At 63.5% G+C, this 16,308-nt stretch carries 14 protein-coding genes; 5 read left to right on the plus strand and 9 right to left on the minus strand.

What is annotated here, in order from left to right:
- Positions 1-57: 57 nt before the first annotated feature.
- Positions 58-2,142, minus strand: coding sequence for a M13 family metallopeptidase (locus VPH40_RS12395; protein ID WP_328573574.1), 2,085 nt, complete (start codon positions 2,140-2,142; stop codon positions 58-60).
- 154 nt (positions 2,143-2,296) lie between these two features.
- Positions 2,297-2,884 carry a hypothetical protein gene (locus VPH40_RS12400; protein ID WP_328573575.1) on the minus strand — a complete coding sequence of 196 codons (588 nt, stop codon included), beginning with the start codon at positions 2,882-2,884 and terminating at the stop codon, positions 2,297-2,299.
- 324 nt (positions 2,885-3,208) lie between these two features.
- On the opposite strand from VPH40_RS12400, the gene VPH40_RS12405 reads away from it, so the two are divergent.
- From VPH40_RS12405 to ybaL, 3 genes are all read left to right on the plus strand, one after another.
- Positions 3,209-4,651, plus strand: a complete 1,443-nt coding sequence (locus VPH40_RS12405) for a S41 family peptidase (protein WP_099665870.1) — start codon at positions 3,209-3,211, stop codon at positions 4,649-4,651.
- Positions 4,652-4,843: 192 nt separating this feature from the next.
- Positions 4,844-5,965, plus strand: a complete 1,122-nt coding sequence (locus tag VPH40_RS12410; protein WP_289912507.1) for a beta-ketoacyl-ACP synthase III — start codon at positions 4,844-4,846, stop codon at positions 5,963-5,965.
- Between the two features lie 210 nt (positions 5,966-6,175).
- Positions 6,176-7,888, plus strand: coding sequence for a YbaL family putative K(+) efflux transporter (ybaL, locus tag VPH40_RS12415; RefSeq protein WP_176381492.1), 1,713 nt, complete (start codon positions 6,176-6,178; stop codon positions 7,886-7,888).
- A 56-nt stretch (positions 7,889-7,944) separates the two neighbouring features.
- On the opposite strand, the gene VPH40_RS12420 is transcribed toward ybaL, so the two are convergent.
- Entirely contained in the window at positions 7,945-9,990 is a 2,046-nt protein-coding gene (locus VPH40_RS12420; protein ID WP_328573576.1) for an NADPH-dependent 2,4-dienoyl-CoA reductase, read from the minus strand.
- Positions 9,991-10,150: 160 nt separating this feature from the next.
- On the opposite strand from VPH40_RS12420, the gene VPH40_RS12425 reads away from it, so the two are divergent.
- Complete coding sequence (locus VPH40_RS12425; RefSeq protein WP_289905923.1) at positions 10,151-10,732, plus strand: SRPBCC family protein; 582 nt, start codon at positions 10,151-10,153, stop codon at positions 10,730-10,732.
- Positions 10,733-10,734: 2 nt separating this feature from the next.
- Here VPH40_RS12425 and VPH40_RS12430 read toward each other — a convergent pair whose 3' ends face one another.
- From VPH40_RS12430 to VPH40_RS12445, 4 genes are all read right to left on the minus strand, one after another.
- Entirely contained in the window at positions 10,735-11,190 is a 456-nt protein-coding gene (locus VPH40_RS12430; protein WP_251349513.1) for a hypothetical protein, read from the minus strand.
- A gap of 43 nt (positions 11,191-11,233) precedes the next feature.
- A complete protein-coding gene (locus tag VPH40_RS12435) occupies positions 11,234-11,674 on the minus strand; it encodes a DUF2721 domain-containing protein (RefSeq protein WP_034783716.1) in 441 nt (146 codons plus the stop codon).
- A 112-nt stretch (positions 11,675-11,786) separates the two neighbouring features.
- Positions 11,787-12,743, minus strand: a complete 957-nt coding sequence (pip, locus tag VPH40_RS12440) for a prolyl aminopeptidase (RefSeq protein WP_328573577.1) — start codon at positions 12,741-12,743, stop codon at positions 11,787-11,789.
- A 78-nt stretch (positions 12,744-12,821) separates the two neighbouring features.
- Positions 12,822-13,304: an Lrp/AsnC family transcriptional regulator gene (locus tag VPH40_RS12445; RefSeq protein WP_034752896.1), complete on the minus strand. Its 483-nt coding sequence runs from the start codon at positions 13,302-13,304 to the stop codon at positions 12,822-12,824.
- A gap of 153 nt (positions 13,305-13,457) precedes the next feature.
- Here VPH40_RS12445 and VPH40_RS12450 point away from each other — a divergent pair, with 153 nt between their 5' ends.
- The gene (locus VPH40_RS12450; protein ID WP_251349515.1) at positions 13,458-14,078 is read left to right on the plus strand and encodes a LysE family translocator; all 621 of its coding nucleotides are present in this window, start codon (positions 13,458-13,460) and stop codon (positions 14,076-14,078) included.
- On the opposite strand, the gene VPH40_RS12455 is transcribed toward VPH40_RS12450, so the two are convergent.
- Together VPH40_RS12455 and phbB are read right to left on the minus strand one after the other, a co-directional pair.
- Positions 14,015-15,439 carry a hypothetical protein gene (locus VPH40_RS12455; protein WP_328573578.1) on the minus strand — a complete coding sequence of 475 codons (1,425 nt, stop codon included), beginning with the start codon at positions 15,437-15,439 and terminating at the stop codon, positions 14,015-14,017. The genes VPH40_RS12450 and VPH40_RS12455 overlap by 64 nt on opposite strands.
- A gap of 116 nt (positions 15,440-15,555) precedes the next feature.
- Complete coding sequence (gene phbB / locus VPH40_RS12460; protein WP_035823615.1) at positions 15,556-16,296, minus strand: acetoacetyl-CoA reductase; 741 nt, start codon at positions 16,294-16,296, stop codon at positions 15,556-15,558.
- Positions 16,297-16,308: the final 12 nt, after the last annotated feature.

Consider the following 16,308-nt stretch of genomic DNA (forward strand, 5'->3'; position numbering starts at 1 on the left):
CGAGGTGGCCTTTTCTGTTGTTACAGTAGTACGTTTTTCACGATGACGCGCATGCGCTTACCAGATGATGACGCGGTTTTCCGGCGCAACATACATCTTGTCGCCCGGTTTTACGCCAAACGCTTCGTAGAAGCCAGGCTGGTTGACCATGGTGCCATTGGCGCGGTACTGGCCCGGCGAATGGGGATCTGTCTTGATCTGCACGATCTGCTGCGCTTCGCGCATCTTGCTGCGCCACACCTGGCCAAAGCCCATGTAGAAGCGCTGGTCGCCCGTCAAGCCGTCGAGCACGGGCGCCGGCTTGCCGCCCAGCGAGATTTTATAGGCCTTGTAGGCGATCGCCACGCCCGAGTTGTCGGCGATATTCTCGCCCAGGGTCAGGGCGCCGTTGACGTGATAGCCCGGCAAGGGGCTGTAACCGTCATATTGCTTGGTCAGCGCGTCGGCCTTGGCGGCGAAATTCTTGCGGTCGGCCGGGGTCCACCAGTCGCGCAGGTTGCCGTCGCCATCGGACTGGCTGCCCTTGTCGTCGAAGCCGTGGCTGATTTCATGGCCGATGACGGCGCCGATGGCGCCATAGTTGACGGCGTCGTCCGCGTTGGCGTCGAAGAACGGCGGCTGCAGGATGGAGGCCGGGAAGACGATTTCATTCATCGTCGAGCTGTAATAGGCGTTCACCGTCTGCGGCGTCATGCCCCACTCTTCGCGGTCGATCGGTTTACCCAGCTTGGCCACCTGGCGCGCGGAGCCGAAGTTGGCGGCGCGCATCATGTTGCCCACCAGGTCGCCCTGGACGATTTGCAGCTTCGTGTAATCGCGCCATTTGTTCGGATACGCGATCTTCGGCGTGAACTTGGCCAGCTTGGCTTGCGCTTCCTTCTTGGTTTCCGGGCTCATCCAGTCCAGGGTGTCGATGCTGTCCTTGTAGGCGGCCAGCACGTTTTTCACCAGTTCCTGCATGTGCGCCTTGCGTTCTGCCGGGAAGTATTGCGCCACGTACAGTTTGCCGACGGCTTCGCCCAGCACGCCTTCAACGGCGCCCACGCCACGCTTCCAGCGCGGCTGGTTTTCCGTCACGCCGCTGAGTACCGTGCCGTAGAAGGCAAAGCTTTCATCGACGAAGTTTTTCGACAGGTAGCTGGCATAGCTGCGCAGCAACTGCCATTCGAAATACGCTTTCAGGGTGTCCAGATCGCTTGACGCCAGCACCTTGTTGTAGCCGGCCAGGTAGCTCGGCTGGTTGACTATCACGTAATCGACCTTGTTGGCGATGCCCAGCGCCGCCAGGCCGGACTTCAGGTCGTAGCCAGGAGTCAGATCGTTCAGCGTGTTGATGTCGGTCTTGTTGTAGCGTTTGACGGGGTCGCGGTTCTCGACCTTGGTCCATTGCACTTCGGCCAGGGCCGTTTCCAGGGCCACGACAGCCTTGGCGCGGGCGGCGGCATTCTTGTCGCCCGCCATGGCCAGCATTTTTTCCACGTGCGCCTGGTATTTTTCTTTCACACCAGCCTGCTTGGCTTCCAGGTAGTAGTCGCGGTCCGGCATGCCCAGCCCGCTTTGGCTCACGTAGGCCGCATATTTCGTCGAGGCACGGGCATCCTGGCCCACGTAGACAGCGTACGGCGTGGCCACGCCCGTCTGGCTCAGGTGGGCGATCAGGGCGGGCACGCCCTTCTTGTCGCGCAGCGAGCGGATGCGGTTCAGTTCGCCGGCCAGCGGCTTCGTGCCCAGCGCCTCGAGTTTGGCTTCATCCATGTAGCTGGCGTACAGGTCGCTGATTTTCTGCGCTTCGGAACCGGCTTTCCTGTTCTTGTCCTTTTGCGTGGCTTCGATGATGCCGCGCAACTGTGGCGTGGTGTCATCGCGCAGCTTGGCGAACGAACCCCAGCTCGACTTGTCGGCAGGGATCTCGGCCGTGGCCAGCCACTTGCCGTTCAAATGGGTAAAGAAATCGTCCTGCACGCGCACGGCGGGGTCGATGTACTGCACATCGATGCCGGAAACGACGCCGGCGACGGCAGGTGCGGAAGGTGCGACACTGGGGGCCACGGTCGGGGCGGCAACGGCGGATGCGGGTTCGGCGGCATGGGCAAACGCAGCCAACAGGGTCAGGGTCAGACTGCTCAAGAGATAGCGATTCACGGATTGTCCTTATGGGGCATGTCAAAAAGACCGGGCGGATAGCTTCGGGCGGATAGCCTGCCGCGCCAGGCGCTGCAGGAATGTAGCACGCAAGCATGCCTTTTGGCCATCCTTGCCCCTTGCTTGCCCCCCCGCGCTTGTCCCCTGCTTACCCTCAGTTGCCGGGCAAGGTGATACCGGCGCCCCCGCTGCCCATGCTCACGCCCGCGCCGCCCATGCCCCCCTTGCCACCACCCTTGCGTCCGCCGTGCTCGCCACCGGGCGCGCCGCGCGACTCGCTGCGGGGCATGGCGGCGTCCATCACGCGCGCCATCTGGCCGGCGATGAACTGGGCCACCATCTGGCGCTGGTTCTCGTCCAGGGCATCGTTGACGTTCAGCCACCATTCGCGCAGCTGCCTTTCTTCGGCCAGGCTCTGCGTGCTTTCCGTGTCTAGGCCGGCGAGCAAGTCGCGCAGCTCCAGCCGGGGCGTTTGCAAACCCTGCGCCACACCCGCTTGCAGGCGTTCGCGGCGCGCCTTGCGTTCGCGCAACAGCTGGCGCGATTTCCCTTCCACCTGCTGCCACAAGGTGGTCTGATTCGCATTGAGCTTCAATTCCGTCTTGAAATCGGGCGCCATCGGCAGCAAGTCTTCCAGGCGCATGTCGGCAATCGGCACGGCCGAGGCGGTCAAGGCGGTGGTGCCCAGCAGCAAGGCCAGGCTGAAACGGCGCACGGCGGGGAGAAAGGTCAACGAGGTCATGGGGGCTCCGGATAAAAAAAAGCCTGCGTCCGCAGACGCAGGCAAAACCACTTCGGGTCGAGAATGCGAGTCCACTATAGGGCCGCGGCACACGCTTTTTTTCGACTCTTACAAATGCTTACTCCCCTCAAGAGTAACTATACATCGCATACAAAACCGCAACATATGGCAAGCTGGCGAGCCCGTTTTCGCGCGTAGACTGGGCCCAGGCATGCTTTTTCCACGGCCGGCCCACGCCGGCAGAGATTCAGGTCTATACTTTCAGGAAAGCGCCGCTCCACGGGGACTGGCGCTTGTGCAAGACACGCTAGCTGCAAAGGTGCAATGATGGGCAAACTCAAAAATACCGGCTTGATCGGCCTGGGCGTGGTGGCCGGCGTCGCCGTGTCGCTGCAATTTTCCGCCATGGCGCAAAAAAACGTCGAGCCGCCCCTGCCGCTGGAAGAGCTGCGCCAGCTGGCCGATGTGTTTGGCCTGATCAAGTCCGATTACGTGGAACCCGTCGAAGACAAGAAATTGCTGGAAGACGCCATTTCCGGCATGGTCGCCTCGCTCGACCCCCATTCCGCCTATCTGGACAAGAAAGCCTACGCCGAACTGCGCGAAGGCTCCGAAGGCAAGTTCGTCGGCCTGGGCATTGAAATTGGCCTGAGCGAAGACGGCTACATCAAGATCGTCTCACCCATCGAGGATTCGCCCGCCTACCGCGCCGGCATCAAGGCAGGCGATCTGATTACCCGCCTCGACGGCCAGCCCGTGAAAGGCGTCAGCCTCGACGACAACGTCAAGCGCATGCGCGGCGAGCCGGGCACCAAGGTGTCGCTGACCATTGCCCGCAAGGATGAACCACAGCCGCTGGCCTTCACCATCACGCGCGAGGAAATCCACCAGAAAAGCGTGAAGGCGAAAATGGTCGAGCCGGGCTACGCCTGGCTGCGCGTGTCGCAATTCCAGGAACCGACCGTCGACGACATGGCCGCGCAGATCACGGCGCTGTACAAGCAAGACCCGAACCTGAAGGGCATGGTGCTCGACCTGCGCAACGATCCGGGCGGCGTGCTGCAAGGCGCCATCGGCGTCTCGGCCGCCTTCCTGCCGAAGGACGCGGCCATCGTCTCGACCAACGGCCAGTTGCCGGACTCGAAACAGGTATTTTATGGCCGCGCCGAATACTATACCTTCCGCTCGGAAGGCGATGCCCTGGCGAAATTGCCGGCCGCCATCAAAAAAGTGCCGCTGGTGGTGCTCGTCAACACGGGTTCCGCCTCGGCCTCGGAAATCGTCGCCGGCGCCCTGCAGGATTACAAGCGCGCCACCATCATCGGCACGCAAACCTTCGGCAAGGGTTCCGTGCAAACCATCCGCCAATTGACTGCCGACACGGCCGTCAAGCTGACGACGGCCCGCTACTACACGCCGAACGGCCGCTCGATCCAGGCCAAGGGCATCGTGCCCGACCTGCTGGTCGATGAAAATGCGGACGGCGACGGCTTGAACGGCTTGCGCATCCGCGAAGCGGACCTCTCCAAGCACCTGAGCAACGACCGCGACAAGGAAAGCGCCAAGGCCGCCCCCGTCAACGACGAAATGGAAGAGCAATTGCGCATCATCGCCCTGGAAAAGACCCGCAAACCGCTGGAATTCGGCAGCCAGGACGATTTCCAGCTGCACCAGGCGCTGAACCACCTGAAAGGTTTGCCGGTGCAACTGGCCAAGGCCGAACCGGTGGTGGTGCAAGCCGACGTCAAGCAAGAACAGAAGAAGTAAGTAGCCAAATAGCGCCAGCAGCACCGCGGGGGGCGCCATGCCCCCCGTTACCCCCTCCACGCGACAAAAATCAATCTTCCGCCACACTTCCCCCCGCCCCGCAACACGAAACTCTCTACAGTCGAGCCCGTTTGTGTAAAATTTGCTTCACTTATCGGCATCGCGCCGATTGCCAAATTTGAAAGTTTAACCATGAAACAAGTCGTCATCAGCGGTACCGGACTGTACACGCCGCCATTTTCGATCTCCAACGAAGAGCTGGTCACCTGCTTCAATGCCTACGCGGAAAAATTCAATGCCGACAATGCCGACGCGATCGCCGCGGGCACGGTGACGGCGCTGGACCTGTCGAGCGTGGCCTTCATCGAAAAGGCGTCCGGCATCAAGTCGCGCTTCGTGATGGAAAAGGAAGGCATCCTCGATCCGGCCCGCATGGTGTCGCGCATTGCGGAGCGTGGCGATGACGAACTGTCGCTGCAGGCGGAAATGGCCGTCGCCGCTGCGCGCGACGCCTTGGCGCGCGCCGGCCGCACGCCAGCCGATATCGACATGGTACTGGTGGCTTGCAGCAATATGCAGCGCGCCTACCCGGCCATGGCCGTGGAAGTGCAGGATGCGCTGGGCATCGATGGTTATGGTTTTGACATGAACGTGGCGTGCTCGTCCGCCACCTTCGGCATCCAGCAAGCCGTCGCCGCCGTGCAAAGCGGCCAGGCGCGCGCCGTGCTGGTGTTGAACCCGGAAATCACCAGCGGCCACCTGAACTGGCGCGACCGCGACAGCCATTTCATTTTCGGCGACGCCTGCACCGCCATCATCGTCGAAGCGAAAGACACGGCCGTCTCGCAGCACCAGTTCGAGATCATCGGCACGGAACTGAAAACGCGCTTTTCTAACGCCATCCGCAACAATTTCGGCTTCCTCAACCGTTTTGACGAATCCGGCATGGGCAAGGCGGATAAATTGTTCCGCCAGCAAGGCCGCAAGGTGTTCAAGGAAGTGTGCCCGATGGCTGCCGAGATGATCAAGACGACCCTGGCCAAGGCCGGCGTGGAAGTGGCGCAAGTCTCCCGCTACTGGCTGCACCAGGCGAATCTGAACATGAATCTGCTGATCGCGCGCCTGATCCTGGGCCGCGACGCGGAAGCCAACGAAGCGCCCGTGATCCTCGACACCTACGCCAACACCTCGTCGGCCGGCTCCATCATCGCCTTCCATAAGTATCAGGATGACATGGCGGCGGGCGCCACGGGCGTCATCTGCTCGTTCGGCGCCGGTTATTCCATCGGCTGCGTGATCGTGCGCAAGGTGTAGAGACACGGGGTGGCATAGGGTGGAGTCCTTGAATTAGGCGAAGATCCGGGTGGATAACATGCGTTCGTGGCCACCTGGACGAAGATATAGCACAGGTTTTTTGCAATAAAGCCGCAGGAAATTTTCCGGCAGGGGCTTTGATGCGTTTATACTTGGTCGCTGAGCAACATCTTTTTCCATCCGCACGTCCCCATAAGGAACCCCACACGCATGCCCCATGACATCAGCCTGATCACCACCATCGCCGCCGCCCTCGGGTTCGGCCTCATCTTCGGCTTCATCGCCGCGCGCCTGAAACTGCCGGCCCTGGTCGGCTATCTGGCCGCCGGCATCATCATCGGACCGGCCACGCCCGGTTTTGTGGCGGATGCGGAAATAGCGGGACAATTGGCGGAAATCGGGGTGATGCTGATGATGTTCGGTGTCGGCCTGCACTTTTCCATCGAGGATTTGTGGGACGTGCGCAAGATCGCGCTGCCCGGCGCCATCCTGCAGATCGGCGTCGCCACGGCGATGGGCATGGGCCTGGCCCACTGGTGGGGCTGGACCCTCGGTGGTGGACTGATCTTTGGACTGGCCCTATCGGTCGCCAGTACCGTGGTGCTGCTGCGCGCGCTGGAAGAGCGGGGCATCCTCGATTCCCTGAATGGCCGCATCGCCGTCGGCTGGCTGGTGGTGGAAGACCTCGTCACCGTGCTGGTGCTGGTGCTGCTGCCGGCGTTTGCCGGCGTGCTGGGCGGCAAGGTCGCACCGGATGCCGAGGCCGTCAGCCTGTGGCAAACCCTGGCTATTACCCTGGGGCAAGTAGCCGGCTTCATCGTCTTCATGCTCGTCGTCGGCCGCAAGCTGTTCCCGTGGATCCTGTGGCAAGTGGCGCGCACCGGCTCGCGCGAACTGTTCACCCTGTGCGTGATCGCCGCCGCCGTCGGCATCGCCTATGCGTCGACCAAGCTGTTCGGCGTGTCCTTCGCGCTGGGCGCCTTCTTCGCCGGCATGGTGCTGCGCGAATCGGAACTCAGCCACCGCGCCGCGGAAGAGTCCTTGCCCCTGCGCGACGCGTTCGCCGTGCTGTTCTTCGTGTCCGTCGGCATGCTGTTCGAGCCGAACATCCTCATCGAGAAGCCCCTGCAAGTGCTGGCCGTGTGCGCCATCATTATCTTCGGCAAGTCGATCGCCGCCTTCCTGCTGGTGATGGCCCTGCGCTATCCGCCGAAAACGGCCATCATCGTCTCGGCCAGCCTGGCGCAGATCGGCGAATTCTCGTTCATCCTGGCCGCGCTGGGCCTGTCGCTGGGCCTGATGCCGCAGGAAGGCCAAAGCCTGATCCTGGCCGGCGCCATCCTGTCCATCGCCTTGAATCCGCTCGTGTTCAGCATGGCCAAGCCGCTGCTGCGCGTGATGAGCAACAGCGATTTCGCGCGCAAGTTCGAACGCACCACGGACCCGCTGGCCGAGCTGCCGATGACGGTGCCGCAGGAAAAACTGTCGGGCCAGATCGTCCTGGTCGGCTATGGCCGCGTGGGCCGGCGCATCGCCGCCGCCCTGATGGAACGGGGCATCCACTTCGTCGTGGCCGAGGAAAACCGCGAAATCGTCGACCAGCTGCGCAAGCAGGGCATTCCGGCCGTGGCCGGCAATGCGGGCGAACCGGCCGTGCTGATCCAGGCGCACATCACGCACGCCACCATGCTCGTCATCGCCACGCCGGACACCTTCCACGTGCGCGCCATGATCGAGACGGCGCGCGCGCTGAACCCGAACATCATGACGGTGGTGCGCACGCACAGCGAGGAAGAGGCGGAATTGCTGCGCGCGGAAAACGCGGGCAAGGTGTTCATCGGCGAGCACGAACTGGCCAATGGCATGGCCGAGCACGTGCTGCAGAGTTTTGATGCGGCGAAGAAGGGGCATGGCGGGCATTAAGCCGGCGCCCTTTCCGTCCAGCAAGCCTGCCCGCTCCCAGCCGGCAGGCTTTCTTTTTACAGGCTGGCGGCCAGTTCCGCGCCTTCCCGTATCGCCCGCTTGGCGTCGAGTTCCGCCGCCAGCGCGGCGCCGCCGATCTTATGGAAGCGGGGGCCGCCGGTGGCCAGCGGCTTGCCATCCTTGCCCATGTCCGGCATGAGCTCCGTCAAGCTGTCCTGGCCCGCGCAGATGACCACGTTGTCCACCGCCAGCAGGCGCTGCTCGCCGCCCACGGTGATGTGCAAGCCCTGCTCGTCGATCTTGTCATAGCTCACGCCGGCCAGCATGGCCACGCCGTTTCTCGCCAGCGCCGCGCGGTGCACCCAGCCCGACGTCTTGCCCAGTCCCGCGCCCACTTTCGAGGCCTTGCGCTGCAACAGGAAGATTTGCCGCACGGGCGCAGGCGCCACCGGCGCCACCAGGCCGCCGCCGGTGGCCGCATCCAGGTCCACGCCCCACTCGCCTGCCCAGGTGGCCACGGGCAGCGGCAGCGGGTGCGCCGGGTCGTGCAGCAGGTATTCGCCCACGTCGAAGCCGATGCCGCCCGCGCCGATGATGGCCACGCGCGCGCCGACAGGCTTCTTGCTTTGCAGCACATCCAGATACGACAGCACTTTCGGGTGGTCAATGCCGGGAATGGCCGGCAAGCGCACCTTGATGCCGGTGGCGACGATGACGTCGTCATAGCCGCCGGCCAGCAATTGCTCGCGCGTCACGCGCTGGCCCAGGCGCAGCTTGACTTCCAGCAGTGCCAGCCGGCGGGCAAAATAGCGGATGGTTTCCGTAAATTCTTCCTTGCCGGGAATTTGCATGGCCACCTTGAACTGGCCGCCCACGCTGTCGCTGCTGTCGAACAGGGTCACCTCGTGCCCGCATTCAGCGGCCACGCAGGCGGCGGACAGGCCGGCCGGTCCGGCGCCGACGACGGCCACCCGGCGCGGCACGGCCTTTTTCGCGTACACGAGTTCCGTTTCATGGCAGGCGCGCGGGTTGACGAGGCAGCTGGCACGCTTGTTGGCAAACGTGTGGTCCAGGCACGCCTGGTTGCAGCCGATGCAGGTGTTGATCTCGTCCGTGCGCCCGGAGGCGGCCTTGGCGACAAAATGGGGGTCGGCCAGGAAGGGGCGCGCCATCGACACCAGGTCGCAGTCGCCCCGCTCCAGGATGGCGTTCGCTTCGTGCGGCATGTTGATGCGGTTCGACGCCACCACGGGAATACCGACTTCGCGGCGCAGCCGGCCCGCCACGGAAGCGAAGGCGGCGCGCGGCACGGACGTGACGATGGTGGGCACCCTCGCCTCATGCCAGCCGAAGCCCGTATTGAGAATCGTCACGCCCGCGTGTTCCAGGGCCTTGGCCACCGCCACCACGTCATCCCAGGTATTGCCGCCCTCGACCAGGTCGAGCAGGGAATGGCGGTACATGATGATGAAGTTGGGGCCGACGGCGGCGCGGATGCGGCGCACGATGTCCACGGGCAGGCGCATGCGGTTTTCGATGCTGCCGCCCCAGCGGTCCTGGCGCAGGTTCGTGCGCGCGCACAGGAATTGATTCAATAAGTATCCTTCGCTGCCCATCACTTCGATGCCGTCATAGCCGGCCTTTTGCGCCAGGCGCGCGCAGCGCACGTAGTCGCAGATGGTGCGCTCGATGCCCCGTTCGCTCAGGGGACGGGGGCGGAATGGCGAGATCGGCGATTTCTTCGCCGACGCCGAGACGACGAACGGCTGATAGCCATAGCGGCCCGCATGCAGGATCTGCATGACGATCTTGCCGCCCTCCTCGTGCACGGCGCGCGTCACCTTGCGGTGGTTCGGCACGTCGCCGAGGAAATTGAGCGTGCCGCCGAACGGCAGCAGCCAGCCCTGGCGGTTCGGCGAGATGCCGCCCGTGACGATCAGCCCCACGCCGCCGCGCGCCCGTTCGCGGTAAAACGCGGCGAGCTTGCCATAATGATAAAAACGGTCTTCCAGGCCCGTATGCATGGACCCCATGATGACTCTGTTGCGCAAAGAGGTAAAACCCAGGTCGAGCGGGGCCAGCAGGTGGGGATAGGCAGTCATGGTGATCGGTCCGGTAGAGGTGGTATGCAGGCCGTACGGTAGCAAGCATTGCCGCTCGCCGCAGCGTATTTCTCTAGACCGGGAGTTCTAAATCGCCCGGCGCACGGGCCGGCGATGCGTACAGCTTGTGCCGGGCGCAAGTTTCCCGTAGGCTAGGTGCATGACGCGACTCTTCCTTTGCCTGCTGATGCTGTGCGCCGTCCCCGCTACCGCGCTGGCGCAGGCGATACGCATGGACAAGCTCAAGGTCGACGTCAAGCGCATCGAGGTCGACGGGCAGCGCATGTATGAAGTCGATGCCAGCGGCAGCGTGCAGGCGCCGCCGGCGTCCGTCTGGAAGACCCTGACCACCTACGAGCGCATGCATGAATTCGTGCCGGACCTGAGTTCCTGCCGCGTGCTGTCGCGCAACGGCAATGAAGTCATCATCGAACAGCAGGGCATGGCGCGCTTCCTGTTCATGAACCACCCCATCCACCTGGTGGTGCGGGCCACGGAAACGCCGTTTACGGCCATCGACATCGCCCTGATCTCGGGCGACATGCGGCATTACGAATCGCGCTGGAATCTGTACCCCATCCCCGAGACGGGCGGCACGCGCATCGTCTTTTCCAGCCGGCTGATGCCGGGCTTCTACGTGCCCGGCATGCTGGGCACGACCATGATACGCGGCGATATCGAGCGCATGATGGCGGCCGTGCTCGCACGCATCGACAGCCAGTACGCCGATAAATCCGGATAAAACTACGCCAGGTAGGTATCGCGGTCGCGGATTTCCGCGAAGTTTTCCAGGCTGCCCAGCTTTACCGTGACGGGATTCAGGCTCGCCTGCGGCTGCATCGAGCGCCAGGCGAACAGCCATTCCTGTTCCAACGCCTCGGCGCGCGTCTTGGTGAAGGCGGCGCCCAGGGCGGCGCGCTGGCCATACTCGACCAGGCCATCGATGCCGGCCCAGCTGGGCAAGGTGCGCTGCACGGCGCGGTGCAGGCGTTCGCCGAATTCTTCCGTATTGTGGATGATCAAACAGGCGTCGGCCGGGGCGAACAGGTCGAACAGTTGCTTGTCCCACACTTGGGAAAAGCTCAGGGTCAGACAATTGCCCGCAGGCATCAGGCGGAACTGGCCCAGGCTCAGCGCCAGCTCGAGTTCGCTGCGCTGGCCGTAGCGGTGCAGGGTGGGGGGACGTTTGTAATCGTGCATGCTGGACTCGTTCTTCAATAGTAGGGTAAAACCGGCGCGCCGCTTAACGTGGCGGGCGGATATGGCGCCGGATGCGCTGGGCCGTCGCGGCCAGATAAATTTCGCGCAGTAAATAAATAAAACAGCCGATCAGGCAAATCACGGCCAGCACAAAGAAGGCCGCGATGTATTTGTCCAGGGTCAGGTTCAGAATATCGCCCAAAAACAGCATGGCGATGATGACGCAGACGAAGAAACCGCACGCCGTGCTGAGCGAAATCGAGTAATTGATCAGATGGGTACGCCGATACAAGGTATCTAGCTCATCCATATAGAAATCGTTGTAGCCGATGTCGAGCCGGTCTTCCAGCACGCGCGTGCGGTCGATGATGCGGCCCAGGCGGTTGGTCAGCACCACCAGCATGGTGCCGATACCGGTCAACAGGAAAACCGGCGCAATCGCCAGCTGGATGATATGGCCGATGTCGCCGATCTGTATGTTCATGGATAAAAAGTCGTGGGTTTACACCGGCGCCCGACCGTGGCGCCAGCACAGGCCATAGTGTAGCAGGTGGCGCACGCCGGCTGGCCGCTTTGCCAACCGGCGGGCTCTGGCGTCATGCGAAACCGCGCCCCGGCACGAAGCGCTCGGTGGCGCGCACCAGCGCCGAAGCGATGCCGTGCTCGAGTGCGCCATGGCCCGCATCCGGGATCATTTCCAGCTGCGCGCCCGGCCAGGCTTGCTGCAGGCGGTAGGCCGACAGCGGCGGGCAGATGGCGTCGTAGCGGCCTTGCACGATGACGGCCGGCAAATGCGCGATGCGCGCCATGTTGCGGATCAGCTGGTCTTCCTCGAAGAAGCCGAGGTTGGCCATGTAGTGCGATTCGAGCCGGCCCACGCCCAGGTCGAGCGCATCGTTCGGCGCATCTTCCGGCTGCGGCATCAGGTACACGCGGCGGCCTTCGAAGCGGCTCCAGGCGCGCGCGGCTGGCCAGTACACGGCGGGATCGCTGCTGAGGATGCGTTTCACGTAGGCCGCCAGCAAGTCGCCCCGTTCCTCTGCGGGAATAGGCGCGGCGAATTCCGCGTACAGTTCCGGATAGAACCAGCGCACGCCCTCGATGAACCAGTCGATTTCCGCCTGCGTGCACAGGAAAATGCCGCGCAGCACGAAACCGAGGCAAGCCTCGGGGTGCGCCTGGCCATACGCGAGCGCCAGGGTCGAACCCCACGAGCCGCCAAACACCAGCCATTGCTCGATGCCGAACTGGACGCGCAAGCGTTCAATATCGGCGATCAGCAGCTGCGTCGTATTGTTGCGCCATTCGCCCAGCGGCGTGGACTTGCCCGCGCCGCGCTGGTCGAACAGGATCACGCGGTAGCGCTGCGGGTCAAAAAAGCGACGGTGCTGCGGCGACAGGCCCGCTCCCGGGCCGCCGTGCAGGAACAGCACGGGAATGCCGTCGGGGTTGCCGCACTCTTCCCAATAAATGGTGTGGATGTCATCGACCGCCAGCATGCCGTGCCGGTTCGGCGACAGGACGGGAAACAGGGGGGACAAAGAATCGGGCATGGCGGTCCTCAGAATGACAGTCGGGGCGCCAGGCACGAGTCCTGGCAACTGTTCCAATTATAGTGCGCCGCCGGCGCCTCAGGCCAGCAGCAAGGGCAGGCGGTTCGACGACTTGATTTCGCGCATCGACAGGCTGGACTGGATTTCCGCCACGCCAGGCAGGCGGCGCAGCACGGTCGAGACGAATTCGCCATACGCTTCCAGGTCGCGCGCCACCACTTGCAGGAAATAATCGGCTTCCCCCGCCACATTGTGGCACGACAAGATCTCGGGAATCGTCGCGATCGCCTGCTCGAACTGCGACGGCTGTTCGCCGCCATGGTTGGCAAACACGACCCGCACGAACGCCACCAGGCCGATGCCCAGCTTCTTGCGGTTAAGCAAAGCTTGGTAGCCGGTAATGAAACCCTCCTCTTCCAGGCGGCGCAAGCGGCGCCAGACGGGGGTTTCGCTCAGTTTCAAGCGCTCGGCCAGGCGCGCATTCGACAGCCGTCCTTCATCCTGCAACAGCCTGAGTATCTGCAAATCGGTGGCGTCGAGGCTAACTTCTGAAATTTTCATCTATTTTTTGTTTTTATACGAGTGGAATCTACCCGAATACTAGGGCATGCAGGGCAGGAAAAGCAAGCACATTTCATCGCCGCAAGAACATAATGGGACCCGGCGAGCAGGCCGCACCGTGTGCATGCTCCCGCTTTTCTTTTCGACCGAGCCATGTCCGATTCTACCTTCCTGATGTACCTGCTGGCACTGGCCGGCGCCTTTTTATTACCGGGCCCCGACATGGCGCTGGTGCTGGCGACGGGCGCCGCGCGCGGCGTGGCCACGGCGCTGGTGACGGCCGTGGGCATTGCCGGCGCGCGCGCCGTCCACGTGGCGCTGTCGGGCGCGGGCCTGGCGGCGCTGATGGTGACGCATCCGCAAGCCTTGCAGTGGGTCAAATGGGCGGGCGCCGCCTACCTGCTGTACCTGGCGCTGCGCCTGCTGCAGTCGGCCCTGTCGAGCAAAACGGCACAGGAAGCGGCCGCCCCCGCCACGGCGCATGGCGCCCGCGCCAGCCTGGTGCGCGGCTTCCTGACGAATCTGCTCAATCCGAAGGCACTGCTGTTTTGCAGCATGTTCCTGCCGCAATTCGTCGTCGGCAGCGAGCAGGTCGGCATGCAATACCTGCGCCTGGGCGCCGTCCTGGTGCTGGTGGGCCTGCTGTTCGACGCCCTGTACGCCGTGCTGGCCGCGCGCCTGGCGCGCCGCCTGCGCGGCAAGCCTTCGCCTTACGGCAAGTTCGTGCTGCCTGCCGTGTTCGTGCTGCTGGCCGGGCGGCTGGTGCTGGGCTGATCGGCCATCGCATCCATGAAGAAGGCCGGGTAATCGGCCAGCAGGCTGCGCTCAAAGTCGTTGACCTTGCGAAATTGCCGCAGACCTGGCGCCATGGCCCGGCCCGCATCCCAGCTGCGCCAGGCATTCGGCGCATCGAATTGCGCCAGCAAGGCGTCGCCCAGGTCCTGGTACACGGCCGCCATGTGCGGCTTGGCTTGCAACACTTGCAGATACAGGGCCGTCGCTTCCGGCCATTGGCCCAGCTTGGCGCGCAAATTGCCTTCGAACAGGGCCAGGACGGGCTGCTGCATCCCCGTTTGCGTCCTGGCTTCCTGCACAGCGGCCAGCGCGGCCGCGACACCCCCTTTATCCTTGGCCAGCAGCGCGCGCGTCAAGTCGTGGATGGGCTGGCACTCCTGCATGGCCCGCTGCTGCTGGGGCGTCAGTTTGTCGACCAGCGCGCCCGTGGAAAAATGGTCTTCCAGCAAGGTCAAGAAAGCCTCGAAGGGTTTTTCTGCCGCAAACAGGCGCTCCGCCTCGGTGCGCAACGCCGGATGCGCCTGCGGACTCAGCGGCGGCAACAGCGACGCCTGCGCCAGCACGCGCTCAAGCGCCGACGCGCCGGCCGCCAGCGGGCGTGGCCGGTATGCGGCCAGGGAATACGTGGCGGGCGCCCCCGCCGTCATGGCGCCGATGCGGAAATGGCGCGTGGCCGTACCGCCCACCTCCTGGTAATGCAAGGTAAAGTCGGCGGGAATGCGCTTGCCATCGGCCAGCATCTTCAGCACCAGCGGGTGGCCGCCCCAGGTGTAGCGCAGAAACTGGGCAAACGCCGTCGCATCGGCGCCGCTGACGGGGCTGCCGGCTATCCCCAGGCGCAGCAGGGGCTGCCCGTCGAGTGACCACAGCACGGCGCCGTCGAGCACTTGAGGGGTCAGCGCGCCGCGCCGCCTTGGCGCCAGCACCGATAACGCCTGCTCTTCATACACGGGCAAGGTCGCGTGCTGTTCCAGCTTGCCGGCCTGCAGCATGCCGGCGATGCCCTGCCGGTGGCGCAACTCGATGGCGCGAAAGCCGACGGCGTCGAACAGCGAATAACCGTCATAGGTTGCCGCCGCCGTATCGATGAGGTAGCGGCGGCGCGTGGCAAAATCGAACATGGACAAGCTCATGCCATCGCGCACGCTGAGGTAATGGGGGCCCAGCACGACATCGCTTTCCTGCGTCTCGCGCGCGGGCAGGCTGGTTTTCACGCCGGGTTTGACGACCCGTTCGGTCACCACCGTGACGTGGAACGCGACGCTGGCCTGGGCCGCACTGGCGCCCAGGAAAAGGATGGCGGCCACGCTGGCGCGGCGCAAGGCGGGAACTAGGGTCATGGAGATGATGCAGTGGAGAAATACTGATTTTAAGGCAAATCCGGCGAGTCCCTTGTTTTGCTTGCAAGCATAAAAAAGACAGCCGCAGCTGTCTTTTTGTTTTACCTCAACAACGATTACGACATGTGCTGGCCGCCGTTGATCGAGATGTTGGCGCCCGTGACGAAGGCTGCTTCATCGGAAGCCAGGTAAGCCACCAGGCCGGCCACTTCTTCCGGCTTGCCCAGGCGCGCCATCGGAATTTGCGGGATGATTTTGCTGTCGAGCACTTCCTGCGGAATCGCCATGACCATCTTGGTGCCGATGTAGCCTGGCGAGATGGTGTTGACGGTGACGTTCTTGCGCGCCACTTCCAGCGCCAGCGACTTGGTGAAACCATGCATGCCGGCTTTCGCGGCCGAATAGTTGGTCTGGCCGAAGGCGCCCTTCTGGCCATTCACGGACGAGATATTGATGATGCGGCCCCAGCCGCGTTCCACCATGCCGTCGCAGACGGGCTTGGTCATGTTGAAGACGGAATCGAGGTTGGTGCCCATCACGGCGTCCCAGTTCGGCTTGTCCATCTTCTTGAACGTCATGTCGCGCGTGATGCCGGCGTTATTCACCAGCACGTCGACAGGACCGATTTCCGCTTCCACGGCCGCCACGCAGGCCGCCGCCGAATCGTAGTCGGCCACGTCGCACGGATACGCCTTGAAGTCGTAGCCCATGTCCTTGGTCGTCGCCAGCCATTCCGCGACCTTCGGATTGCCTGGGGAATATGTGGTCACCACGCGATAGCCGAGCGCCGCCAGCTTGAAACACACCGCTTCGCCCAGACCACCCATGCCACCAGTTACCAATGCAACTCTTGCCATTTTCATCCCCTC

Source organism: Janthinobacterium sp. P210005 (assembly GCF_036231865.1).
Lineage (GTDB): Bacteria > Pseudomonadota > Gammaproteobacteria > Burkholderiales > Burkholderiaceae_D > Janthinobacterium > Janthinobacterium kumbetense.